Origin of the sequence: Psychrobacter sanguinis, from assembly GCF_020736705.1 — a bacterium.
GTDB lineage: Bacteria > Pseudomonadota > Gammaproteobacteria > Pseudomonadales > Moraxellaceae > Psychrobacter > Psychrobacter sanguinis.
Genome location: NZ_CP085990.1, coordinates 2,193,644 through 2,219,715, shown reverse-complemented (window position 1 = coordinate 2,219,715; position 26,072 = coordinate 2,193,644). Strand labels below are relative to the sequence as shown.

The following is a 26,072-nucleotide window of genomic DNA, read 5'->3' as shown; positions in this document are numbered from 1 at the left end:
CTTATCCGAATTCTAAGACAGGCTTTATAACTCCATGAAAAAAATTAAAATGACAAATACTGAGCACCTAACTCCTCATTCCCAAAAGCGCTTAACCACTGGTTTGTCTTGTGCCCTATTGGCATCAGCAGGTCTCTTAGTGGGCATTAGTGCGCATGCAGAAGAAGATTACGATCTAGAGTTAACCATCTCCAAAAAGGGAGAGGTGAATCAAAATCAAGTGGCTTTTGTACCTTTTGCGGGAGACAGTGGTATTTCTTCTATTATCCAAAAAGATTTAGAAGCCATGCCTTTAAGAGTGACCAGTCAAGGCTTAATTGGCCAACCACACAGCCGCGATGATTTAGCCGCTACCCTACCAGCATGGCAGCAGCTGGGCATTCCTTATATGGTTATTGGCAGCAGTCAAAATGTGGGCGGTAACGCCAGTATCACTTTTGAAGTGATTGAAGTGGCCAAAGGTAGAATTATTAAAGGCACACAGACTGTTACAGCGGCAGATAGTAAAACTGCCGCTCGTAAAGCGTCAAGCCGTATTTATGAACTAATCACAGGTAAAAAACTAGACCTTAATGCCCGTCTTATTTATGTAGAAGAAAAAGGCAGTGGTAAATCAAAAACCTCCTCTTTGGTATTGATAGATGCGGATGGCAGCAATAAGCGTCTACTTTCTCAAGTCATTGATGCCACTATCTATAGTCCTGCCGTATCTCCAGACGGCCGTTATGTGGCTTACTCTGTTCAGTTAAAAGACAACAGCGCTAACTTATGGAAATATGATCTCAAAACCAGCCAATTAACTCGTCTAGTCGACATGAAAGGCAGTAGTTTAAGACCTAGCTTCTCATACGATGGTTCCAAAATCCTATTCTCAAGCACCGTAAATGGCGATGCAGACATTTATCGTGTCAATAGCACTGGCGGTAAACCAGAATTGGTCATGGCCGGTCCTTATGATCAAGTAACCCCAAGCTATGCGCCGAACGGCAGCTTTGTCTACGCTTCAGACCATGCCAGCCCTAATCGTCCAAACATTTATCGTTATAATTTCTCAGGTTCGCCCGTACAGATTTCACGTGGCGGCTATGCCACCAACCCTAGCTATAGTCCTGATGGCACCAAAATTGGTTTCCTAAGTGGGCGCAGTGCGGCTATCATGAGTAATAATGGCTCTATTATTGCTAACTTTGGGGCGACTGGCTTAGATGAAGCGCCTAGGTTCTCACCAACTGGCGAGCGCGTGGTTTACTCTCAAGGTGCCAAAAAGGGTAATTTAGTCATCCGTTATTTGGATGGAGGTAAAGTGATTACTCTGCCTACTGATGGTATTGCGAAGTCTCCAACTTGGGTGCCGAGTGGCCAGTAATAGGCCTTAAAGCCAAATTACTGGCTAAACTGGCTAAGTCTAATATAAATAACCATACTTATTACACAAAAAAACCTCAGTTATGACTGAGGTTTTTTTATTAATAGCCCTAGTTTATAGAGCCATTGTGTTCCAGACGGGATAATGCTTATTATTTACTATAGGCAAAACACTCTAAAATCCTAACAAGATACACCATTACAAATAACGTAGAAAGTAGCCTTTAGAAAAATAACCATGTGACGATTTAGCATTTCGCCTCGTATATATTGATATACTATGACCTCTGCTATGCGCTCCTTTTATAGGCTCTTTTCAGCGCCGTCAGACTCTTCTATTGATTTATTATAAAGTGACTGTGTATGTTTTTAACTATTAAGAAAACCACGTTAATTTTTGGGTTAGCCTCTATGGCGATAAACTTAAGTGGCTGCCAAAATATTCAAATGGCGGAAAGCCCCATTCCGGTTACCGCTGACTTTAAGCCTATGTTAGCCAGCCACTTAATGACTCCCAGTAGTGCTCAACCAGTCATAGTTAAGAATAACAAGTAGTGGCTGCTATCAATAGTAGCTACTATCAATAGTAATATTCACAACAGCTCTAAAGAGGCTTTAAAACAAAGTCAGTAAGCCAACCTTGACATAGAGTCAGCAGACTAATCTTTATGGTGATGCAGTTTTGGTGGTTGATTCAATAGCGTTTGCGCCAAGTGCTCACCAAATAGTTTGGCCGTATTAATGTCACCTTCCCCTGGGGTAATCTCAGGAGAGGCATCTGTCGATTGAGTCATTAATCCCAAAAAGCTTGATAAGCGGTTGATGTCGGTTTCGCTATGACCCGTAGGCATTACCGGAAAACCGGCCCAGTTCATGCCATGTTGCATACTAAATAAGCAGATTTGCTGCAATGCCGCCAGCTTATCGCCACTTAGACCGCCTGAATTGGCAAAGCCTGCCGCCCACTTACCATGCCATTTACGGTGAAACCAGCGTTTAGAGGTGCTGTCCATAAAGGTCTTAAACTCAGCCGTGATACTGCCCATATAAACGGCACTACCAAACACCATCATTTGCGCAGCATCGGCAAATTCCCAATCCATCTCATCGATATCCAAGGCTCGAACTTCTACCTTATCTTGGGCATAAGCTTGGGCACCCTCTTCGATAGCATGAGCCACTTTGCGGGTATGCCCGTAGTTACTGTGATAGATGATGGCTATTTTAAGGGCCTCATCTACTGTATTTAAATTAACAGAACTAGAGTTATCAGTCATGAGTGGGAAACATCCTAATATTAAATAAAGGGCCTATTTAACCTAACCTAGACCAAATTTGCAAATTTAGACAACATTATATAACCGAGCATACTGACTTAATTCAGTTTGACAATTAATAAAGCCATACGTCCAGTATTCTTCTCAGCCAAATGCGTTTTTCTGCGATAAGAATAATAGCTATTATCGCCATAGCTACACGCTAAGGCGAGACTTCCCTTAGTTTCAGACAACGCGTCTAACGGGCTGCTTTCTGCCTGAGGAGCGACCACTTCTATGCCCAATTGATTTAACTGTAATTGAGCCAATTTGGGTAAATCCAACCAAGCTTTATTAGAATCTTCATGCTTGCCAACAATCTGTTGTTCAATATCTTGGCGATTCATACCTGCATTTTCACAACCCAACAACAGCTTATTGACCACGTCATTAGACACTTCATAACAAGACTGGCTAATGCAAGCCCCTATCCAAGCTTGCAAAGGCTTATCGCCAGTTACAGTGCCTTTAATCTTATTAAGCTCATGATAAGTCTCGAAAATGACCCCGTTGGCTAAACCCTGCCAGCCAGCATGAATGGCAGCTACTTGCTGAGAATTGGGGTCATAAATAACAATAGGTACACAGTCAGCGGTCATCACTGCTAATGCTTGATGAGGTGCTACAGTGACCAAAGCATCGGCAGAAGGAGGCGTCAAAGACAGCTTATGGGGTGCTTTCTGATCGGTCGCATCAACGCGTATCACCTGATTGCTGTGAATTTGGTTTAACCAGTAAATGGCTTCAACAGCCGCTACTTTGCCATTTTCATGTTGATGTTCAGGTTCAGATTCAGAATCATGCGCTATCAGATACTCATTCAACAGCTGTAACAGCACTGCTCTGTTATGCAGCACTTGGGTAGGGTCATCGTTGACATGCAGACCCAAGTTAAATTGGCCAAAGCTGTTTGACTGATTCGGCTCTTCACCAGTTGTGTTAACAGCCGTTTTATCAAACGTGCTATCAGCGGGCGTTGTTAACAGCGTACCGGCATTGGTTTGAACTATCAAAACGTTATCAATATGAGCCAGTACTTGATAAGGTTGAGCCTTGGGCAAATTTGACATGTTAATACCCGTATATTCATTGACAGAAATGGACAGAAGCTAAGCCTGATAGCTCATTTAAGCGTTAAACTTATTTGAACATTAAACCTATATTAGCCTTTGGCCCAAAGCGACACTTTTACTCATTTATTCACTTAGAATTTCAGCCAGTTTTATAATGTCATCAGGAAGCGGCGCGGTGACTTCAATATCCTCGCCTGTCTCAGGATGAACAAACCCTAATTGATAGGCATGCAGTGCCTGGCGCGGGAATTTTTGGATAGCTTCACGCTGCTCTGGGGTTAGTCCGGCTCTTAACTGCTGACGATTACCATAGACATCATCTCCAATGATAGGATGACCGATATGACTTAAATGGACACGAATTTGGTGAGTACGGCCGGTTTCTAACTGTACATCGAGCAGACTATAGTTGTCGTTTAAAGCAGTAATGTTCATGATATGAGTGACCGCAGGCTTGCCCACACTGCTCACGGTCATCTTAGTACGCTGGGTACGATGACGGCCTATCGGAGCATCAATGGTACGCTGACGTTTCAGACTTGCCACATCACCGGCAACAATACATTGATAATGACGATACACAGTTTTGTCTCTTAGTTGGTCTTGCAGCTCCATTTGAGCCGCTTTAGTCTTGCCAATGACCAACAGTCCTGAAGTATTTTTATCAATACGGTGTACCAGACCAGCTCTTGGCAAATGGGCTTGATTGGGATAGTGATATAACAAACCATTAACCAAGGTTCCTGTCCAATTACCAGCGCCAGGATGTACCACCATGCCCACAGGCTTGTTAATTACCAGCACACTGTCATCTTCATACATGATATCTAAAGCGATGTCTTCAGGTTCATCCGTTCCATGCTGCTCAAGCTTGGCTTGTAACAACAACTTATCGCCCACCCTAACTCTGTATTTTGGTTTTTCTACTTCGCCATTGACCGTTAAGTTACCTGACTTTAGCCATTCTTGTAGCTGCGAGCGAGAATGATCGGCAAACAGCTCTGCCGCCAGTTTATCAATGCGCTGTCCTGCTTTGTCATCGGTCACTGTGTACTCAGCTTCAACCTCTAAAACTGGATTTAAAGACGCCTCATTTTCTAATGTTAACTCATCAGACTCTAGATCTTCTAAGTCCTCCAAATCTTCTAGGTCTTCTAAATCTTCACCCTCAAAGTCTTCGTCATCAAAGTCTGCTTCGCCCAAGCTGTCCTCATAATCCGCAGTGGACTCAGGGTCAGATGGCTTCACTGTCTGTGCCTGTGGGTCTAATGGTGTATCTGCCGAATGCGACATAGAAGGGTTCTCATTATCTGTTAAAGTAGACTCAGAATCTAACTGAGCCGATTTAGCCGTTGATCCTGCTTGATTGGTTGTTAAGTTTGGGCTATTTTTCAACGGGGATAAGTTCTCTGAGGTAGCTGCTGTCTTTTCTGACGTTGAGGAGGACACTTTCGTTGACTTTGTTTCTTTTGCTGACGTTTCTTTTGCTGACATAGTGATTTGGACCAAATTGAGTTTCTTATAAATATGCTAAGTGTAGCATGATTTGGCTTATTCTCATTGAATTACCTAGATAGCCGATGCGGTTATATAAGTTATTTTGATACTATAAAGTAATTAAATTATTTTTAGATAATACTGTATCAGACCATAAACAAAGGCGCCAAATAGATTAAGGTAGCAATCACTCAACAATCCTATACCAAAATATTATGGTAGCGTGCTACACTAGAGCCACTAAAATTTGACTAAAATATTCTGCGGAGATTTCCATGCAGCGTGCTTCAACTTCGTTATTTACTGCATTAACCCCTAATTCCCCTAACGCTTCTCGTAAGACCAAGCTTACTGTCGCCTTATTAACAGCCGGTATGCTTAGCCTAACAGGCTGTCAGACGCTAAAAAACATTACTGGTAAAGACAGTGATGCGGTAGCCACTGCAGAAAAAACAGACGCTCAGTACTATAAAGAAGCGGTTGATGCTATGGACAAAGGGCGTTACATTTACGCTGCAGAGCAATTGTCAGAGCTTCGTACGTTCTATCCGACAGGTGCGTACGCAGAACAAGCGCTATTAGACTTGATGTATAGCCAATTCCAATCAAACGAATATGCCTTAGCGGTTACCAGTGCTGAGCAGTTTATTAAGCTATATCCTCGCAATAACCAAGTCGATTATGCTTACTATGTGCGCGGCGTGGCAAACATGCAAGCTGGTACCAGCAGTTTGCTGAATATCACCAAGCTGCAACAGGCGCATCGTGATACCTCATACTACCGTTTGGCTTTTGGTAACTTCCAAGAGTTATTGGCTAAATTCCCAAATAGTAGCTATGCACCAGACGCCGCTCAGCGTATGACGTATATCTATAACCAGTTTGCTGAAAGTGAGTTATCAGCTGCGCGTTGGTATATCAAGCGTGAAGCCTACGTTGCTGCAGCAAACCGTGCAAAATGGGTATTCCAATATTTCCCACAAAGCCAGCAAGTTCCTGAAGCTATCGCTATCTTAGCGTATACCAATGAGCAATTAGGCTTAAATGACTTAGCTCAGCAATACAAAACCTTATTACAGATCAACTATCCTGAATGGCTAACCCGTGATGGTAAAGTTCGTATCAGTAATAATCGTGCTGGTAGCCTATTGAGTAGAATGACCTATGGTAAGCTTGGTCGTTCTGACAAACGTGCTGACTCTGATGCTGAAACATCTACGTACACGGGTCCTACTAAGCAGCAAGTTATTCAACAAGCAGCTCAGTTACAGCTACCAACAGATAATGCCGCAGCTTCTGGACAAAACTTACCTCCTATTGAAAGTGGTCGCCGCGGTGTAAACTTAGGTCTCGGTTTACCAGAGGAAGCCAATACTCAGCCTCAAAACCGTATTGCCAGTCCAAAACAGATGTATCCTGATAACAGCGTTGACCAATAAGTCCACTAGATACTTGTCTAGTGCCCATTAAGTAACTGTTTAGTTTAGCGAGTTACCTAATGCTGTTGATCCTGTTGAATTATTCAATGGGTTACCTAGTGAACTATCTAGTAAGTATTCACTAAGCATTAATAAGCATGAGCTAAGATGAATCTAAGCGGTATGTCGGCTTTTATAGTCTGAGTTTACCTACCTTTCATGCACTCAAAGTTATATCATTAAGCCACTTTACAAGCTAACCCTTTAAAGTGGCTTATCTGTCTAAAAAAAACAGATTTTATTCTGTCGCGCAAAACTTCCCTAAAATCGTTCTATATTTGGTAAGGCCAAACGCAATTATGAGCATCCCTAACCATATTCTTGATCAATTAAATAGCCAAGCCGATTTGGTAGGGATTATTGGCAAACACACCACTTTAAAACGTGCCGGCAAAGAATTTAAAGGCAACTGTCCTTTTCATGGCGAAAAAACGCCCTCTTTTTATGTCAATCCACAAAAGAACGTTTATAACTGCTTTGGTTGCGGTGTCGGTGGTAATGCCATCAGCTTTTTGCGCGATTATGAAAATCAAACCTTTATGGAAGCGGTAACAGAGTTGTCTCGTCAGACCGGTATTGAGATACCCAAAGAGGACAATAAAGATTTACGTTATAAAAAAGGGGTAAAAAAGCAGCCTCAGTCGCAACCCAAAAACTTTAACGCCCCCTCGTCTCAGCCCAATACACAAACTCGATCATCTTCTGCTGGTAAATCGCAGTCTACTGGTCCAGCTTCTACCCAGCAACCAACAGAGTCAGGTAATACTGAGTTGCCACCAACGGTTGACGTCATTCCTGTAGAGGATACAAACAGCGTTAATGACACCGGCTACTTTGATGAAGGCAGTTACTATAACTCTGCCCCACCTTCAGATTGGGATATGGGCTACTATTCCGATGACCTCGCCAGCTTTGACCCTGCCTCAGGCTCTGTGCCGATGCAAGACAATGCCCAAAATGCTCAAGATGGCAATCTATATGAGCTTTTGGTGAGTATCAGTGAGTTTTATCAGCATAATTTACGCCATAACTCACGGGCCATGAGCTACTTCAAAGAGCGTGGCTTGAGCGACAATATTATTGAAGAGTTTAAACTTGGTTATGCGCCCACCGGTTGGCAACATTTAGAGCAGGCTTTTCCGCAAGATATAGAAGGTCTAAAAGCATTAGGCTTGGTGCGACAGTCTGAGAAAGGACGCGATTACGACTTGCTTCGTGACCGAGTTATCTTCCCCATTCGTGACAATCAAGGCCGAGTCATTGGCTTTGCAGGGCGTGCTTTAGACAATGAGGTAAAGCCCAAATATATTAACTCAAGTGACTCGCCTGTGTTCCATAAGCAGCATGTGCTCTATGGCTACTATGAATCTCGACAACACAAAGCCAATGATTGGCTTGTGGTCGAAGGCTATATGGATGTCATCGCCTTGTATCAAGCGGGCATTTATGGTGCGGTCGCCTCAATGGGTACTGCCATAAACGAAAGTCAAATTTCACGCTTATTACAATTAAACCCTACCTTAACATTGTGTTTTGATGGTGATAGTGCCGGTCAAAAAGCCGCTTGGCGTACTTTGGAGGTGGCATTGCCCGTACTTAGTGATGACAAAGAGCTGCGCTTTTTGACGTTACCTGGTGGTCATGACCCTGACACCTACATTGCCCTGCAAGGGGTGGATGCGATGCGTGAGCAAATTAAAAAAGCCATGCCTTTGTCACAATATATCTTCGCTTATCTCAGTGAGCGTTATGATTTGAGTATGGCAGAAGGCAAAGCCAAGCTGATGTCTCAAGTCAGGCAGTTGACCAATAATTTGCCCAAAGGCTCAAGCTTCAAGTATTTGCTTAATAATGACATCTATCAGAAGCTAGGTGGCCGAAAAGGTCAAAAGAACTCGGCTCACGATGTGTTATTAGACTTTGATAGTGACATGACCGTCAGCCGAATGCTTGAGCTGTGTTTGTTGTTTTCACCAAACTTAATGGAAGAAGACCCTATTCAGCGTATATGGCAAGAGTCTGGTGTGGCAGCCATTGAGCTGTGTGAAGAGCGCTCACCACAAAAAACTGACCAAAATGGCGATAAGGCTTCTGTTGATGCCCCTGTCAAGACTGCTACTGCTGCTAATGCGTCGTTCAAGCCTAATATCAAATCTAATACGACAGCCTCTGTTAAAGCGCCACCACTGCCCAGTTGGCAAGATTTTGACAGTCCAAGTTTGGTACAGCTTACTGAGACCATTAACACTTTAGCGCCTCATTTGCCCAAGGATACCAATGCTGCCGCCCACTTTATCCTAGCCAATCTTCCGGCGACCATGCAGCAGACATTGGCCAAACGTTGGTACTCTTTTTGGTCCAATTTAAATCAGCGCGGTATTATCGATGTCGATGAGCTGGTTGATGATTTATTGGTGCAACTGATGCTAAATGCGTTATCAAAACAAATGTCACAATCTAAAAATATTATTATTATCAGGCACCTAAATCGCCAACGACAGACCTTAATGAATTGGTCAAAGCAGCAGCAGGCTACACAGACCAGTAAGATGACTTAAGAGGGTTAATCTAGCTTTTTAAAAACTTTATTAACCTATTGTTTATGCAGACAATAATCCTGATGGCTTTAAAAAATAGGTAATGCCCCCATATCATTAATATCACCGGGTAGTACCTAAGCAAATATCAGGCAAATATCTGCATTAGTTTTTACGACGGATAGCCGTATTTGCGGTGCTGTTTTGGATATTATGTTATAATATCGGACTAAAATTTTTATTCTTTGGCTACAGATTTGGTTGCTCAACTTAGAGTAAATAGCTTTATTGCAAAAACTAAAATAATAAGACAACAATCTGGCCATCTGAAAAGCAATTGCACCCCACTCTACCTTTAACCCACATCTTCTATTGCAAGCGAGATATTATGACCGATAAGGCAGCCTCTCAATCTACCTCTCAATTAGCCACCCTTATTCAAATGGGTAAAGAGCAAGGCTATTTGACTTATGCTGAGGTGAATGACCAACTTCCCGCCTCAATTACCGAAAGCGACCAAATTGAAGACATCGTTCAAATGCTTACGGATGTTGGTATTAAAATTTTTGAATCGGCACCAGATGCTGATGATATCTTGATGAACGATGGGGCCAATGACGATGAGATGGCCACTGACGAAGCTGCTGCGGTACTAGCAGCAGTAGAAACTGAGCCAGGCCGTACCACTGACCCTGTGCGTATGTATATGCGTGAAATGGGTACGGTAGACCTATTGACCCGTGAAGGCGAGATTGTTATCGCCAAGCGTATCGAAGAAGGTATCCGTGATGTTCAGCATGCTATGGCTTACTGGCCAGGCACAGTACAGTTCATTCTTGATGAATATGACTTAGTTGAAGCCGGCGAGAAAAAACTTTCAGACGTTATTACTGGTTTCTTAGATCCTGAAGAGATTGAACCTCCTGTGGTTGAAGACGATGAGGAACAATTACCAGTCATCACTACTAAATCTAAAGTTAAAGAGCTTGATGATGAGGACGAAGAAGAAGAAGAGACCGATGAAGAGGAAGATGCCGAAGAAGCAGGCGGCTTAGATCCTGAATTGGTTCGTCAGCGCGTCGAAGAAATTCGTGAGCTATTCGCTACTGCCAAACAAGCGTTAGAAGAGTATGGCCGTGGTAGCCCACAAGCGGAAGAAGCGTATGCGCAGTTGGCTGATCGCTTCATGCTATTAAAGCTTAACAACCGTATGTCAGATAACGTAATGGCTATCATGCATGACGTCTATGACGATGTCCGTAAGCAAGAGCGTCAAATCATGCGTTTGGTTATTCGCCGCGGTAAGATGCCACGTGCTGAATTCCGTAAGACTTTCCCAAGCAATGAGACTAACGTTGACTGGCTAACCGATCGTCTAAAAGGCAATCCTAAATTTGCAGATAGCCTAGCCAAAGTCGTTGATGATGTCGTTGTATTACAGCGCCGTATCCGTGACCATGAAGACAAGCTCGACATGGAAATTGGCGAGATGAAGGAAGTGGCGCGTCGTATGGCGATTGGCGAAGCCAAAGCCCGCCGTGCTAAGAAAGAAATGGTAGAAGCCAACTTACGTCTGGTAATATCTATCGCCAAAAAATACACCAACCGCGGTTTACAGTTCTTGGATCTTATTCAAGAAGGTAATATTGGTTTGATGAAGGCAGTAGATAAGTTTGAATACCGCCGTGGTTATAAGTTCTCAACCTATGCTACTTGGTGGATTCGTCAGGCCATTACCCGTTCAATTGCTGACCAAGCCCGTACCATTCGTATTCCGGTACACATGATTGAGACTATCAACAAAATAAACCGTGTGTCACGTCAGTTATTACAAGAGATGGGCCGTGAGCCAACGCCTGAGGAATTAGGCGAACGTTTAGAAATGGACGAAGTTAAGGTCCGTAAGGTCTTGAAAATTGCCAAAGAACCCATATCTATGGAGACACCAATCGGTGATGATGAAGATTCACACCTAGGCGATTTCATTGAAGACCAAACCATCTCTAGTCCAGTTGAAGATGCCACCTCAGCGGGCCTACAAGAAGCGACTCGAGACGTATTAAGTAACTTAACAGAACGTGAAGCGAAAGTACTACGTATGCGTTTTGGTATCGATATGCCAACGGATCACACTTTGGAAGAAGTCGGTAAACAGTTTGATGTTACCCGTGAGCGTATCCGTCAGATTGAAGCCAAAGCGTTACGTAAATTGCGTCACCCTTCTCGCTCTGAACATTTACGTTCATTCCTTGAGAATGACTAAACGTTAATTAATATGACTGCATTTTTATAAAAAAAGCTGAGTCATCTCAGCTTTTTTTGTGATTAAAAATAGCCTATATCGATACTTACTGGTCTTTAGTGCTAAATCCAAAACAACTCTGGATACCTAACGGAGACATGATTATGTCAAACAACAATCCAAAAATTAATATTAACCAGTGTTTAACGCTACAATCAAATCCTGATGCTAAGAAGACCGATATTCAAAATCATCATCTTTGGGAATTCCCAATGGACTATCCGATGAGCATTATTGGTCATGAAGGCGAACATGACACGCTTCTAAATGAAGTGAAGCTTATTTTAGGCACTCAGTTCCCAGAATTTGACATGGAAAGCTTAGTGGTTAAGAAATCAAGCACTGGCCGCTTTACCTCAGTCCGTGCCAAATTGTACTTCACAGATGCGCAGCAAGTTAATGAGTTATATGCCTCATTAGACAAAGCCAATACTGTTCGTACAGTGGTATAGGCGTTATGCTTGCCTAAACAGCAGGCATTAGATATTTATAGACAGATATTCATATAGTAGTAGACTAGACCGTCCTAAAATCTCATTTAAAAAGAGCAGTTAACCACTGCTCTTTTTATTTGTGTGTTTTTTAATAGTGAATTATTTTCCAGATTAGCGAGATTGCCTGAATACATTCCCAGACCAAAACCTTCGTTTACAATTTATTGAAAAAAGTTTTTTTGCCCCATTTTTATTGATAATTTTACTTGACACAAGCTGTAGGCAACACTGTCTCAGCAGTTGCAAATTTGCAAGTATTTTTGGTGGCTAATTATTCATTTCAATTATTTGAGTTGAACTAGTAAGCCTCGATTTGTCAAGATAGTAAATTTTGTTTTTTTCCTTTATATTGTGCCTACATTACTAAAAGCACCCTATATCTTGTGTTTCAATTTAAAGACAGGCACTATAGGAACAAGTGAAATTTTTCAGTAATACTTCCATTAATCCCACATTTAGCGATAACAAGCGGAGACAGCAATGACACATATGGATAACCTTAAAGTAATGAAACGAGACGGCCGTTTAGAGCCAATCGATTTAGATAAAATCCATAAGGTCATAACGTGGGCCGCGGAAGGATTAGATAATGTTTCCGTTTCTCAAGTAGAATTAAAATCTCACATTCAGTTTTATGATGGTATTAAGACTCGTGATATTCATGAGACTATTATCAAAGCTGCTGCCGATCTAATTTCAGAAGATACACCAGACTATCAGTATCTTGCCGCACGTTTGGCCATCTTCCATTTACGCAAAATTGCCTACAATCAATTTGAGCCACCTCATTTATTTGATCATGTCACCAAGCTGACTGCAGCTGGTAAATACGATGAGCATATTTTGCAAGATTACTCACGTGAAGAGTTTGATGAATTAAATGAGTACATCGACCACTGGCGTGACATGACTCTAGCCTATGCCGCTGCTGAGCAGATGGCCGGTAAATACTTGGTACAAGACCGAGTGACTAAGACCGTTTATGAGAGCCCTCAGTTCTTATACATGTTAGTAGGTATGTGTCTATTCGCCTCTTACGACAAATCTGAGCGTCTACACTATGTGAAGCGCTTCTATGATGCCAGCTCACAGTTCAAAATCTCATTACCGACCCCTATCATGGCAGGTGTGCGCACCCCATCGCGTCAGTTTAGCTCGTGCGTATTGATTGAGTGTGGTGATAGCTTAGACTCTATCAACGCTACTACTAGCGCCATCGTTCGCTACGTCTCACAGCGTGCCGGTATCGGCATCAATGCCGGTAACATCCGTGCCCTTGGTAGCCCTATCCGTGGCGGTGAAGCGCAACATACCGGTTGTATCCCATTCTATAAGCTATTCCAAACGGCCGTTAAATGTTGTTCACAAGGCGGCGTCCGTGGTGGTGCAGCGACTTTATTCTATCCCTTATGGCATTTAGAAGTAGAGTCATTGTTGGTGCTAAAAAACAACCGCGGTGTAGAAGACAACCGTGTGCGTCATATGGACTACGGGGTTCAAATCAACCGTACCCTATACACGCGCTTAATTAAAGGTCAAGACATCGCCCTATTCTCACCTTCTGACGTGCCAGGTCTATACGAAGCCTTCTTCGCTGACCAAGACAAGTTCGAAGAGCTATACACCGAGTATGAGCAAGATGAGAATATCCGCAAACGTCACGTACCTGCGGCTGACCTATTCAGCTTATTGATGCAAGAGCGTGCCAGCACCGGTCGTATCTATATCCAAAACGTTGACCATTGCAACACGCACAGCCCATTTGATCCTGCTGTGGCCCCTATCCGTCAGTCAAACTTATGTATGGAAATTGCGTTACCGACTAAGCCACTAGACAACATCAATGACGAAAAAGGCGAAATCGCTTTATGTACATTGTCAGCGGTAAACTTAGGTGAAGTACAGAGCTTAGACGATATCGAAGAGCCTGCTGAGCTAATCGTTCGTGCGTTAGACGCCCTACTTGATTATCAAGACTATCCGGTTAAAGCCGCTGAAAATGGCAGCATGAATCGTCGCACGCTAGGTGTTGGTGTTATTAACTACGCTTACTACTTGGCTAAAAACGGTGTGAAATACTCAGATGGTTCAGCACTGGGCTTAACCCATCAAACGTTTGAAGCGCTACAGTATTATTTACTAAAAGCGTCTAACAAGTTGGCGAAAGAAAAAGGCGCTTGTCCAGCGTTTAATGAGACCACTTACTCACAAGGTATCTTACCAATCGATACTTATAAAGCGGACTTAGACAAGATTTGCAATGAGCCATTGCAGTTGGATTGGGAAGCACTACGTAGCGAGATTAAAGAGCATGGTCTACGTAACTCTACTTTGTCAGCGTTAATGCCTTCTGAGACTTCAAGTCAGATTGCCAACGCGACCAATGGTATTGAGCCACCTCGTGGTCTGGTGTCTGTTAAAGCGTCTAAAGACGGTATCTTAAAGCAAGTGGTACCTGATATCTTAAACTTAAAAGACAACTATGAGTTGTTATGGCAAATGCCTAACAATGATGGCTATTTAAAACTGGTAGCGGTTATGCAGAAGTTTATTGATCAGAGTATCTCTGCCAATACTAACTATGACCCAACTCGTTTTGAAGGCAACCGTGTGCCAATGAAGGTTCTGCTAAAAGACTTATTAACCGCTTATAAATTGGGTGTTAAGACTCTGTATTATCACAACACTCGTGACGGTGCTAACGATGCTCAAGCCGATATCGATGATGGCTGTGCCAGCGGTGCTTGTAAGCTTTAAGCGAACAAGATGAGCCTCAAAATCGGAGCTTTTTAAACGGGGAGAAATATGCGAGGCATGGGCAGTCTATTGTTAATGGCTATGTCCGTGCCTCGTCCCTCGGCGTAAGGACAAAGTTTTTTAAATTATGGAGAATACTAAGTGGCTGATTACAAAAGTGAATACCTACAAGAAGTATTAGAATCACATAGGATGAGTCATATAAATGATTTGTTTAATAAATACAGAGATAGAAGAAACGAGATAAAAGAGTTTTTGAAATCCGAATATAAAAATAATACTTATAGTCCTTTTGATTCAGGTTCTTACAGTAAACATACTGCCATCAATACTAAATTCGACTTAGACTCAGTAGTACCTTTTAAGCATGATAGCTTTAGTACCCTGGAAGCTATGTTCAATGATGTCTATGAAAAATTGGATGCTAAGTTCGGTGAAAAAACTACTGTTCGTAAACAAACTGTCTCTATTGGACTAAAGTTTGAAGAAGATAACATTGAAATTGATATTGTTCCTGCGCGCGAAACTAAAACTGATACATATCTAGATACAGGAAATTTAAACTTACATATATCTGACTCAAATTCTGAGTCCGGTTACTTAAAAACTAATATTCAAAGTCAGATAGATCATATAAAAGGTAAAGAAACAGAAAGGAAGATAATTAGATTATTAAAGATATGGAAGTTTCAAAATTCTAAAAAATATAAGTCTTTCTTTTTCGAGCTTTTAGTTATCAAAGCTTACGATAAGACCTCACCAACAGGAAGTTTATGGACACAACTTGAAACTATACTTCAATATGTTGTTGATAACATAGAAGATTCAACATTTAAACTACCTGACCCAGGTAACTCTAATAACGATTTAATGAGTACATTGGATTCTTCTCAACGTAAAAAATTAGCTTATGACTTTAATAAATTACTTACTAATGTAAATAACAACGAAATTAATATCGAATTATATTTTAAGAAGAATGAAGAGTTTGCTGAAAGCTCTGATAAAGATGACTTAAGTTACGGGGTAGCTAGTGTTACTCCTGTATCTATCCCTTCTTCTACTGAGCGTTTTGGTTAGATATGAGATTCTCTAAAGAAGATTTGAAAAAAGCGATTGATAGTATTGAATATGTTTCGGAATTAAACGACCTTAAATTTGAAGATGATGCGGTAGATTTCAATATCTGTTTTAATGTTGAAGGTATTGAGAAAGGAATAACTTTTAAAGTTTCCATATGTTCTCATTATCCACTTAAAGTAAGTGGATCTGAAACAATATACTTTAGAAATATAGAGCTTATTGAATACAGTCATGTTATGAGCGATGGTTCAGTATGTTTTCATAATCATCATTGTATAGACTTTAATAAAAAGTTAAGGCAAGACTTTGATGCTATCAAAAACTGGATTACCAAATATATTGTTAACCAAGAATCAGATAGTCATTATGAGCACTTAATATATACACCAGAAAATTTTAATGGCGAATTCTACTCCTATCAGTTCACAGAAGTTGAACACGATTTTTCCAAAGATGAATACGGAACAGTTCACCTTAATTATTTAAATAAAAGGCCGTATGATAAATCAACTATAAATAACTTTTTAGTACAGAGTTTTTTTTATAGTAAGTCTACTGTTACTAAATATTGTAATTGGAGTTCTCATTATTCTAATAAAGAAGTTGAAACTACCGAAGGGGTATATTTATTTATCGAAAATTCTCCAGCAATTAATAAACGCTTTTCTTTTGATAACTGGCAAGAGTTTTCTAAATCAATTAATCAAGAATTTTTAAGCTATCTTTCACAACATATTATAGCTATAAGATCAAGTCATCCTAGTCATAAACCATTGCCATTATTTATCGGATTTAATATAAGAAACAGCACTATACATTGGCAAGTAGCCTTATTAAATATCGATGAGCCAATCTTTCATATTAAAAGAGATGCTAGTGGTAAACCTACTTATTCCTTACAAGATAAAAAAATTAATTGGGCTTTAACGAATAACTCTTCTTACCCTTATTTTTTTGGAAGAGGGGCATTTAACGAGACTTTAACTAATTCAAAAATTTTAATAATTGGAGTAGGTGCAATTGGTAGCAATGTAGCTAAAACTTTAGTACGTTGTGGATGTAAAAATATTTTGCTAGTTGATTACGACATTAAAAAACCAGAGAATGTTTGTCGTTCAGAATATGAATTTCAATTCGCTTACACTAATAAGGTAGAAGAGTTAGCTCAAATACTTACGAGCATTTCACCTTTTGTTGAAATCAAAATAAGCAAAACTCTTTTCACTGAAAGTTTGAAGTCGGAAACTTATAGCAAACAATTTAAAGACACTATTGAAAAAGAGTTATCAGCTTATGACTATATTTTTGACTGCTCTACAGATGACGATTTAATGTACGTTCTAGACGGTCTTGCGATAACAGCTAGTACTATTAATTTATCAATAACTAATCGCGCAAAGTCATTAGTTTGTGGTGTATCACCAAATACATATAATTTTGTAAGACATCAATTTGAAAAAATATTAGTTAATGATGTTGATGACTTATATAACCCTCTAGGCTGTTGGAATCCTACATTTAAAGCGTCATACAATGATGTATCTACCCTTGTACAATTTGCATTAAAACATATCAATATTATGGTTGCTGAAAAACAGCTAGATAGTTTTGTAATAGATTATATTGATAATGATGAAACTCTACAGGTTAGGAAATTTTGAATATAATCAAACGTTATAAGAACTTAAAACTAATTATAGAAGATAGTTTATTAGAATCCATTTATCAATCAAGCGTCCCCTACTATCCTAAAGAATTTGGTGGTTTTTTACTGGGTAGATATACAACAGACTTAAAAACGCTTTACATTAAAAAGTCGATACTCGCAACGTCTTTTACTAGTAGTAGAGTAGAATTTACAAGAGAAAATAATTATTCAGAAAAATATTTTCAAAAGCTATTTATTGATGAAGGAATTTATTATATTGGCGAATGGCATACTCATCCAGACAATGAACCATGGTTTAGCACAGCAGATTTGAACGCGATGCTAAATATCCAAAAAAATCAAAGTATACAAATTGAAAATCCTATTTTACTTATTCTTAGCGTTACAAAGAATAAATTACAGGACTATAAATTTTTCGTTCTCCACAATGATAGATTAGAAGTTTATGAATAATATTCCATTAGAAGAGCTTTTCAACGGTATGCAAGAACAAATGAAAGCTCAATTAAATACTAACAGAAGCTTTATAGAACATCCTGGTTCAAAAGGTGACGCCTTAGAAAATGCTTGGATTGAATGGTTAACACACTATTTACCCAATCGGTATAGTGTCGATAAAGCAATCATTATAGATCACAAAGGTAATACTAGTGACCAAATCGATATTGTCATCTATGATAATTATTTTACTCCCTTTATTTTCTCACAGAACGGCTTTCACTATATACCAGCTGAAGGTGTATATGCTGTATTCGAAGTTAAACCTGACATATATGGGCACATAGAATATGCTGGAAATAAGATAGCTAGTGTTAGATCCTTAGAAAGAACGTCTACATCTATGATTAGTTCTGGACACCCACTACCAGCTAGACCTCTTACTAAAATAGTTGGTGGCATATTAGCAACAAGTAATACATATAAGAAGGTAAAAACAATTGAAGACAATTTATCAAAATTAAAAGGCCTACAAACACTTGATTTAGGTTGTGCTGTTGAGTCTGGTAGTTTTTCTATAGATTATATTGGACAAGAAGATATTAATCAGAAAAACTTTAATAAGCGTATAAATGATTATTATGAGACAAGAAGGTTTAACAAACTGACCTTGAGTCGTCCTGAAAACTCTTTAATAACTTTTTTTATGCAATTAACTCGCTATCTTCAACAAGCTATTGGTACAATCCCAGCTATCGATTTACAGGCTTATCTGAACGTTTTAAATGAAAAAATTGATCCAGATATTTAGTTCATAATTAGTCGTAAATTACATTGGTAAGACCTTTGCACTGCCTATGCTTTTAGATATACCGCACTAATGGTAAGTAGGACTCAAAACATACACCAACAATAAGAAGCTTTAATTTAAACATAACTGTAATTAAATGAAATAATGAAAAGGTAATACCATGACGTACTCAATCTTTTGCCAAACTAAAAATGATGCGCTAAAAGAGCCGATGTTCTTTGGTCAACCTGTTAACGTGGCGCGCTATGACCAACAGAAGCATCCTATTTTTGAACAGCTTATCGAAAAGCAGTTATCATTTTTCTGGCGTCCAGAAGAGGTTGATGTGTCAAAAGACCGTATTGACTACGGTAATTTGTCGACGCATGAACAGCATATCTTTATCAGTAACCTAAAGTACCAGACCCTACTCGACTCTATCCAAGGCCGCAGTCCAAACGTCGTGTTGCTACCTTTGGTATCTATCCCTGAGCTTGAAACATGGATTGAGACATGGTCATTCTCTGAGACCATTCACTCGCGCAGTTATACTCATATTATCCGTAACATTGTGAACGACCCAGCCGTAGTTTTCGATGATATTATGGACAATGAGCACATCTTACAGCGTGCGTCAGACATCGCTCATTATTATGATGAACTGTATCAGAATTCGCAATTATACAGCTTGTTTGGTCCTGGCACCCATATGGTCAATGGCGAACAAAAGCACGTTGATTTAAGAAAGCTCAAAAAGCAATTGTATCTATGCCTAGTGGCGGTTAACGTCTTAGAAGCCATTCGTTTCTACGTGTCATTTGCTTGTTCATTTGCTTTCGCTGAACGTAAGCTTATGGAAGGTAACGCCAAAATTATTAAACTGATTGCCCGCGATGAAGCCTTACATTTGACCAGCACCCAGCACATGATTAATATCTTGGCATCAGGTAAAGATGACCCAGAGATGGCGGAGATTGCTGAAGATTGCCGCGAAGAAAGTATCGAAATCTTCCGTAAAGCGGCAGAGCAAGAAAAAGAATGGGCTGGCTATTTGTTCAAAGATGGCTCTATGATCGGTCTGAACAAAGACATCTTGTGTCAGTATGTTGAGTACATTACCAACTTACGTATGGAAGCGGTGGGCCTACCTAGTATCTTCCCAGACTCTAAGAGCAACCCTATTCCTTGGATTAATACTTGGTTATCTTCTGACAACGTTCAAGTTGCACCGCAAGAGACCGAAATTAGCTCTTATTTAGTAGGTCAGATTGATTCTGATTTATCAGACAGTGACTTTGACGATTTCGAACTGTAATCTGTGACACAAGTGATAAGCATGCTAGGGCTTTTGAGACAGCATGCTTTATGACTTATTTAAAATTAGCGTGCTGTTGTTGTAAAAATGACTGCACGCTTTTTTGTCTTATTTACTTTGTCTAAGCTTCTAAACATTGCTCCATAAATAAACCATTACTAAGTGACTCACCACTATGACTTGGGTATTTACCTCGAAGACTCGCTTTTATCTTCATGACGATGAAACCTTGTTAGATGGTCTATTAAGGACCGGACATGACATTAACTATCAATGCCGCGAAGGGTATTGTGGCAGTTGTCGTCTAAAGTTAACGGCTTCCTCTTTTCCGATTACTTATGCCGAGCCTCCTTTAGCAATGATTGAGAAAGGCGAGATTCTCGCCTGCTGCTGTCAGGTTAAAGGCATGATTCATCTAAAGGAAGTTAAGTAAAGTACCGTTTTTGGTTAAATGTTTTGTCTAAGTATTTTGCCTAACTATTCTTTTATCCAACTACATAACCAAAAAAAGTCCGCACTATGGCGGACTTTTTCATATCATCATGGGCATTTGAAGAGTGTAAGCATCCGACCATCCCATCTTTTTTTCTATTAAAAAATGCGAGATAGTGTCCATGAACAAATAATCGTGGACACTAACATGACAACACAACCCCCTAATAAACCCAAACGAAGAACTTACAGCGCTGAGTTTAAAGCGCTTTTAGTAAAAGAAGCGACAGACTCAGGTCGATCAATTGCCAGCATTGCCCGAGAGCATGGCATTAACCAAAACCTTCTACATAACTGGAAACGCCAGTATCAGCGGGCACATGCTCAAGCTGACACATTACCTGGTGCTATAAACAGGTCTCATGATCCAAACCCGCACTTTATCCCAATCCATCTTGAGCCTGAAGGTGCGCATCTACGCTCAGCATCCGTCATAAAGAACATCAAACTGCAAATCACAGCTCGAGCATCTGGGACGATAAACCTCAACATTAGCCAAATAGACACTCAAAGCTTGATTGACCTACTACGAGGACTGCAATGATACCCATCACTCACATCTGGCTATCCACCGCACCTATGGACATGCGATGTGGTAGTGGCAAACTACTGGCCCACATCATCACCGAACACCAAAGCATTCGCCCTCACTGTGCCTACCTGTTTTACAACAAAGCAGGCACACGCCTAAAAGTATTCATTCATGATGGGCTTGGCGTATGGCTTTGTAGCCGTCAGCTCGATGACAATAAATTTCATGGCTTAACCAAACAGCTTACCACCACTCAAACTGGCATCAGCATCAACCGTGAACAATTTAATGCCTTAATCAGTGGACTGCCTTGGCGTAACATGGGCAAAGATAAATTAACCCCCATCCTATAAATAGCAGATGACAGGCAAATAAAACTCTGGCAACATATCGCCATGACTGTTGCTAACTTATCCGACTTATCAAAAGACCCCATTTACGCCGAGCTTCTGGTGAAAATCCACCTGCTTGAACAGCGTAATGAGCACCTGCAGCAACAGCTTGTTCAAACGAACACAAGTCACGATCAACTACAGCAGCTTTTTAACCAAGTGGTTGAGGAAAACCACAAGCTATATGAACAAGTGCTTGAACTCATCGAAAAACAAAAGCAGCTTATTCACCGGCTCTATGGACAAAAAAGCGAAGGCATCACTGCCAGACAAACCCACTTAAACTATGAGGCCGCGCAAGAGGACTTAGCGCAGCTTGAACAAATCCGAGATGACTACCTTAGCGGCTTAAGCCAAGATGAGCTTGCCAAGCTGCCTGCGATTGATCGTACTGAGGCAGAAACCCTCATTAATGAGGGTGAGCTTAAAGCCGGCAAAGAGAACACAGATGAGCTGCCAGCTTCAGCTACTGATCAGCCTAAAAAAACAAAGCGTGCTAAATACACAGTGATTCCTGACAACCTTGAGGTGAAAACCCAGGTTCATGAACCACTTACCACCGTCTGTGACTGCGGCTGTCAAATGAAGCGAATTGGGGAGGATAAACAAGACAAACTTGGCATTATCCCTAAGCAGTTTTATATTGAGCGTCACATCTACCCTAAATGGGTATGCCGTGAGTGTGACATCATTCATCAAGCGGCTACCCCCAAGCAGATTATTAACAAAAGCATCGCCACCCCAGAGCTGCTTGCACACATCCTTATTAGCAAATATGCAGACCATCAGCCGTTATATCGGCAGAATATTATCTATCAGCGAAGTGGGGTAAATATCCCCGATGCTACTATGGCAGACTGGGTAGGACGCTGCGGCGTTGCCCTTGAGCCTTTAGTCAGTCGCTTGCATGAACTATTACTGTCTGAGCCTATCTTACATGCCGATGAAACCCCGGTATCTATCATGAAGAACCATGTAAAGGTAGGTGGTAAATCATTAAAAAAAGGCTATGTCTGGGCGTATCTTACGCCACAGCACAGCTCCTTAAAAGCGGTGGTCTATGACTTTGCTGAAAGCCGTCGTAATGAGCATCCTAAAGCCTTTTTAGATAAGTGGCGCGGTAAGCTGGTTTGCGATGATTACAGCGGGTATAAGTTCTTATTTCATCAAGGTGTGACAGAAATCGGTTGTCTGGCCCATGCACGGCGTAAGTTTCATGAACTGCATATCACTGGCCAAAGTATCGTGAGCATTGAGGCATTAACGTTATTTAGGCAGTTGTATGCTGTTGAACGTGAGATTGACGAGCGATTTGAAAAAAATACACCCCCAATGCCAAGAGATCCCCAAATAGTTCGGCAAATCAGGCAAGAAAAAGCCAAACCGATTGCCGATAAGCTGCACCAATGGTTACAAGAAAAAAGGCAGTTAACCACTAAAAATGCCAGTATTAGTAAGGCGATGGATTATTGCCTGAAACGTTGGCAGGCGCTGACTCAGTATCTAGATGATGGCAGGCTGCCGATTGATAATAATTGGGCGGAGAATCAGATGCGTCCGTGGGCACTTGGGCGTAAAAACTGGTTGTTTGCCGGTTCGCTGCGAAGTGGGCAGCGGGCTGCGAATATTATGTCAATCATTCAGTCAGCTCGCTTAAATGGTTTGGATGTGTCTGCTTATTTGACAGACGTGCTAAGACGCCTGCCTACTCAAGAGGGTCTGGATGAGTTGTTACCTCATCGCTGGGTGCCACCGCAATAGGGGGTTGGTCGGATGCTTACTGAAGAGTTATTGTGGTATGGGGTCTACTTTTGGTCGAGCGCCATTTTCAAACAATTGAATTAACTCTTCTCTAAGCTGAGCACGTTGCTCATCGGTCAATGGTGGGCCATTTGGATCAGGCTCTAATAGCAGCTCTGGATCTGCTGGTATTTCCATAGGTACGGCAACCTCTGTTTGAGTAGGACGCTCAGCCAAGGTAATATCAATATTCATATTCTTTGAGCCACGTACTACTTGTACCGCCAACACACTATTAGGCATTTTGCGAGCCACATGCTGAATCAGTGTATTAGAATCGGTCATCTCTACCCCGTCGATAGACAGAATCACATCGCCTACCTTCAATCCACTCTTCGCAGCAGGGCTACCAGGGATAATGTTACGTACCACAACGCCCGTAGTGCTATCTATCTGTGAAGGGTCACGCAGCTGCGACAGGACTTCGATACCTAGCCAGCCACGGCTCACTTTACCATCTTTAATAATGGCATTCATCACTTGTTCAACTAATGCAGTCGGAATGGCAAAGCCAATTCCCATTGAGCCACCTGAACGTGAGAAAATTAAGGTGTTAATACCCACCAATTCGCCTCGAGCATCTACCAATGCGCCACCAGAGTTACCTGGGTTAATCGCAGCATCGGTTTGGATAAAGTCTTCAAAGGTATTCACCCCTAACCCCGTACGACCGGTGGCAGAGATAATACCTTGAGTCACCGTCTGACCCACACCGAAGGGGTTACCAATGGCTAAGGCCACATCACCCACTTCAATAGGCTTCTCTCTAAACGCCAACGGCTCTAAGCCTTGCATGTCTACTTTAATCACCGCCAAATCACTGTCAGGGTCAGTACCCACTACTTTAGCAACAGCCTTACGACCATCATTAAGTGCCACAACGATTTCATCCGCTTTGGCAATTACGTGAGCATTGGTTACAATGTAGCCATCCGCTGAGACAATCACCCCTGACCCTAAGTTGGTTTCTTGACTGGCTTGAGGGTTTTGACCATGAAATTCATAAAAACGGCGCAATATCGGGTCATCCATGTAAGGATTCTGTGGGATATTCTGAGTGGTATAAATATTAACCACTGAGCGCGATGCCTTGGCAACCGCATCATGATACGACAAAACAGGCTCTGGTTTATCAGAGAGCTTATCCCTATCTAATGAGATAGAATTGGCCTCATTACGCGGGGGCTCCCAAGCAGATTGTTGACTGGTTTTCTGTCCAATATAAACCCAGATAAAAGCTACTAAAACCGCAGCCAATAATAACCAGGGTAAAATCTTCCAGACGACACTGGTTTTTGACGATTCAGACATGTGACTCCTCGATGCGCTAAACTTACTAATGGCTCAACCACCCACTCCTAAATAACTGATGGGTTAACCAAACTAGGTTACCTAAACCCTGTCACCATATGTCCATGGTTTAGTGGATTTTAGGAAGATGGAGAATGTTTTAGTAGTTTAATTAATTATCAATAAATTAAAATATCATTAGTTTAACATTTGTTAGTCATTTATTGGCGAACCTCTCTCAAATTTTGCAGGGTATATTGTTCTATTCATGTTACCCCCATACACCTTAGCACGTTAAAACCGTTATGTTATAAAACCCGTTCAATCTCAGTTATTCAATATTTAGCAAGTTATAAAGTGATTTTTCTACCCATTAACCACCAAACTATTAATCAACAAACAGGCAACAAGGAATCAATAATGACAGAAATAAACCCCTTAGATCTCGAGCAGTGGTGCAACGACTACTTAAAAGTCAGTGAATTTAAAGACTATTGCCCTAATGGCCTACAGGTAGATGCCGACACCCCTATCAAAAAGATTGTCACTGGGGTGACAGCGACCCAAAATCTAATTGAAGCGGCCATCAAACAAGAGGCAGATGCCATCTTAGTGCACCATGGTTATTTTTGGAAAGGAGAGCCGGAGCCACTCACTGGCATGAAAGGTAAACGTATCCGCAGTCTATTTCAAAATAATATCTCATTATTGGCTTATCATCTGCCTTTAGATGCTCATCCTGTGATTGGCAATAATACGGCACTTGCCAACTTGCTAGATTTGAAAATCACTGGGGCTTTGTATCCTAATGAAAAGAACCCCGTAGGCAATATCGCCCAATGTGAGCCTATCGCTATCGAGGCTTTCATTGAAAAAGTCAGCCAAAGATTACAGCGCATCCCAACTCATATCAGTGGCAATCAATCGATTATTTCTAAAGTTGGTATTTGTACTGGCGGTGCCCAAGACATGATTGAGCAAGCAGCCAATATGGGATGTCAGCTATACATTTCTGGTGAAATCTCTGAGCGCACCACTCATTCGGCGCGTGAGCTCGGTATTGATTATTTAGCTTGCGGACATCATGCAACAGAGATGGGAGGTATTCAGACTTTAGGTGAGGTGATAGAAAGTACGTTAGGGCTAGAGGTGACATTCATTGATGATCCCAATCCCGCTTAATCCAGCTAGGTCTAATCGCAATAGGCTACTGTCTATTACGCTGCTGTAAATAGCTGATTAAAATTATCATACAATCCTGAAACTTGATTATTGATATAATTAGCGAGCAAAATGCTGTGGCTATCGATTAATTCATCGCTACAGCTTTCAGCATTTTATGACTTTAAGCGTGAGTTTTAAGCATTTTTTAACTTTAAATCTCCTATATTTTTAAATAAAAAGTATAGCGACCTCATAAAATTGCGGTAAATATCAATAGGCTTATCGCAC

Annotated in this window: 21 protein-coding genes; 17 read left to right on the top strand and 4 right to left on the bottom strand. The window is 41.1% G+C overall.

Features of this window, described 5'->3' with window-relative positions:
• The first annotated feature begins 34 nt into the window (after window positions 1-34).
• On the top strand, window positions 35-1,366 hold the full coding sequence (locus LK453_RS09340; RefSeq protein ID WP_007395183.1) for a PD40 domain-containing protein: 1,332 nt from the start codon (window positions 35-37) through the stop codon (window positions 1,364-1,366).
• 362 nt (window positions 1,367-1,728) lie between these two features.
• Window positions 1,729-1,920 carry a hypothetical protein gene (locus LK453_RS09335; protein ID WP_007395184.1) on the top strand — a complete coding sequence of 64 codons (192 nt, stop codon included), beginning with the start codon at window positions 1,729-1,731 and terminating at the stop codon, window positions 1,918-1,920.
• A 104-nt stretch (window positions 1,921-2,024) separates the two neighbouring features.
• Here LK453_RS09335 and LK453_RS09330 read toward each other — a convergent pair whose 3' ends face one another.
• From LK453_RS09330 to LK453_RS09320, 3 genes are all read right to left on the bottom strand, one after another.
• Window positions 2,025-2,642 (bottom strand): flavodoxin family protein, encoded by a 618-nt coding sequence (locus LK453_RS09330; protein ID WP_007395185.1) that lies wholly within the window; start codon window positions 2,640-2,642, stop codon window positions 2,025-2,027.
• A 98-nt stretch (window positions 2,643-2,740) separates the two neighbouring features.
• Window positions 2,741-3,751 carry a polyphenol oxidase family protein gene (locus LK453_RS09325; protein ID WP_007395186.1) on the bottom strand — a complete coding sequence of 337 codons (1,011 nt, stop codon included), beginning with the start codon at window positions 3,749-3,751 and terminating at the stop codon, window positions 2,741-2,743.
• A 126-nt stretch (window positions 3,752-3,877) separates the two neighbouring features.
• Window positions 3,878-5,047, bottom strand: a complete 1,170-nt coding sequence (locus LK453_RS09320; RefSeq protein WP_379652731.1) for an RluA family pseudouridine synthase — start codon at window positions 5,045-5,047, stop codon at window positions 3,878-3,880.
• 479 nt (window positions 5,048-5,526) lie between these two features.
• On the opposite strand from LK453_RS09320, the gene LK453_RS09315 reads away from it, so the two are divergent.
• From LK453_RS09315 to tnpC, 14 genes are all read left to right on the top strand, one after another.
• Window positions 5,527-6,690, top strand: a complete 1,164-nt coding sequence (locus LK453_RS09315; protein WP_007395188.1) for an outer membrane protein assembly factor BamD — start codon at window positions 5,527-5,529, stop codon at window positions 6,688-6,690.
• Between the two features lie 338 nt (window positions 6,691-7,028).
• Window positions 7,029-9,287 carry a DNA primase gene (dnaG, locus tag LK453_RS09310; protein WP_201534425.1) on the top strand — a complete coding sequence of 753 codons (2,259 nt, stop codon included), beginning with the start codon at window positions 7,029-7,031 and terminating at the stop codon, window positions 9,285-9,287.
• A gap of 367 nt (window positions 9,288-9,654) precedes the next feature.
• The gene (gene rpoD, locus LK453_RS09305) at window positions 9,655-11,529 is read left to right on the top strand and encodes an RNA polymerase sigma factor RpoD (RefSeq protein WP_007395190.1); all 1,875 of its coding nucleotides are present in this window, start codon (window positions 9,655-9,657) and stop codon (window positions 11,527-11,529) included.
• Between the two features lie 143 nt (window positions 11,530-11,672).
• Entirely contained in the window at window positions 11,673-12,020 is a 348-nt protein-coding gene (locus tag LK453_RS09300) for a YbeD family protein (RefSeq protein WP_044298338.1), read from the top strand.
• 522 nt (window positions 12,021-12,542) lie between these two features.
• Window positions 12,543-14,819, top strand: coding sequence for a class 1a ribonucleoside-diphosphate reductase subunit alpha (gene nrdA, locus LK453_RS09295; protein ID WP_007395192.1), 2,277 nt, complete (start codon window positions 12,543-12,545; stop codon window positions 14,817-14,819).
• A 141-nt stretch (window positions 14,820-14,960) separates the two neighbouring features.
• Window positions 14,961-15,899: a nucleotidyltransferase domain-containing protein gene (locus LK453_RS09290; protein ID WP_007395193.1), complete on the top strand. Its 939-nt coding sequence runs from the start codon at window positions 14,961-14,963 to the stop codon at window positions 15,897-15,899.
• A 2-nt stretch (window positions 15,900-15,901) separates the two neighbouring features.
• Window positions 15,902-17,563: a ThiF family adenylyltransferase gene (locus LK453_RS09285; RefSeq protein WP_007395194.1), complete on the top strand. Its 1,662-nt coding sequence runs from the start codon at window positions 15,902-15,904 to the stop codon at window positions 17,561-17,563.
• Window positions 17,560-18,024 (top strand): Mov34/MPN/PAD-1 family protein, encoded by a 465-nt coding sequence (locus LK453_RS09280; protein WP_201534428.1) that lies wholly within the window; start codon window positions 17,560-17,562, stop codon window positions 18,022-18,024. The genes LK453_RS09285 and LK453_RS09280 overlap by 4 nt, the downstream gene beginning before the upstream one ends.
• Complete coding sequence (locus LK453_RS09275) at window positions 18,017-18,820, top strand: DUF6602 domain-containing protein (RefSeq protein ID WP_007395196.1); 804 nt, start codon at window positions 18,017-18,019, stop codon at window positions 18,818-18,820. The genes LK453_RS09280 and LK453_RS09275 overlap by 8 nt, the downstream gene beginning before the upstream one ends.
• Window positions 18,821-18,980: 160 nt before the next feature.
• On the top strand, window positions 18,981-20,114 hold the full coding sequence (nrdB, locus tag LK453_RS09270; protein WP_007395197.1) for a class Ia ribonucleoside-diphosphate reductase subunit beta: 1,134 nt from the start codon (window positions 18,981-18,983) through the stop codon (window positions 20,112-20,114).
• Window positions 20,115-20,289: 175 nt separating this feature from the next.
• On the top strand, window positions 20,290-20,547 hold the full coding sequence (yfaE, locus tag LK453_RS09265; RefSeq protein ID WP_007395198.1) for a class I ribonucleotide reductase maintenance protein YfaE: 258 nt from the start codon (window positions 20,290-20,292) through the stop codon (window positions 20,545-20,547).
• Between the two features lie 207 nt (window positions 20,548-20,754).
• Window positions 20,755-21,150 carry an IS66-like element accessory protein TnpA gene (tnpA, locus tag LK453_RS09260; RefSeq protein WP_227945149.1) on the top strand — a complete coding sequence of 132 codons (396 nt, stop codon included), beginning with the start codon at window positions 20,755-20,757 and terminating at the stop codon, window positions 21,148-21,150.
• Window positions 21,147-21,491: an IS66 family insertion sequence element accessory protein TnpB gene (tnpB, locus tag LK453_RS09255; protein ID WP_193031469.1), complete on the top strand. Its 345-nt coding sequence runs from the start codon at window positions 21,147-21,149 to the stop codon at window positions 21,489-21,491. Before tnpA ends, tnpB begins: the two co-directional genes overlap by 4 nt.
• Before the next feature lie 42 nt (window positions 21,492-21,533).
• A complete protein-coding gene (gene tnpC, locus LK453_RS09250; protein WP_227953990.1) occupies window positions 21,534-23,291 on the top strand; it encodes an IS66 family transposase in 1,758 nt (585 codons plus the stop codon).
• Between the two features lie 27 nt (window positions 23,292-23,318).
• Here the strand turns inward: tnpC and LK453_RS09245 are convergent, their stop codons facing one another.
• Window positions 23,319-24,641 carry a S1C family serine protease gene (locus LK453_RS09245; RefSeq protein WP_007395200.1) on the bottom strand — a complete coding sequence of 441 codons (1,323 nt, stop codon included), beginning with the start codon at window positions 24,639-24,641 and terminating at the stop codon, window positions 23,319-23,321.
• A 399-nt stretch (window positions 24,642-25,040) separates the two neighbouring features.
• On the opposite strand from LK453_RS09245, the gene LK453_RS09240 reads away from it, so the two are divergent.
• Window positions 25,041-25,802 (top strand): Nif3-like dinuclear metal center hexameric protein, encoded by a 762-nt coding sequence (locus LK453_RS09240; protein ID WP_044298339.1) that lies wholly within the window; start codon window positions 25,041-25,043, stop codon window positions 25,800-25,802.
• The last annotated feature ends 270 nt before the right edge of the window (window positions 25,803-26,072 follow it).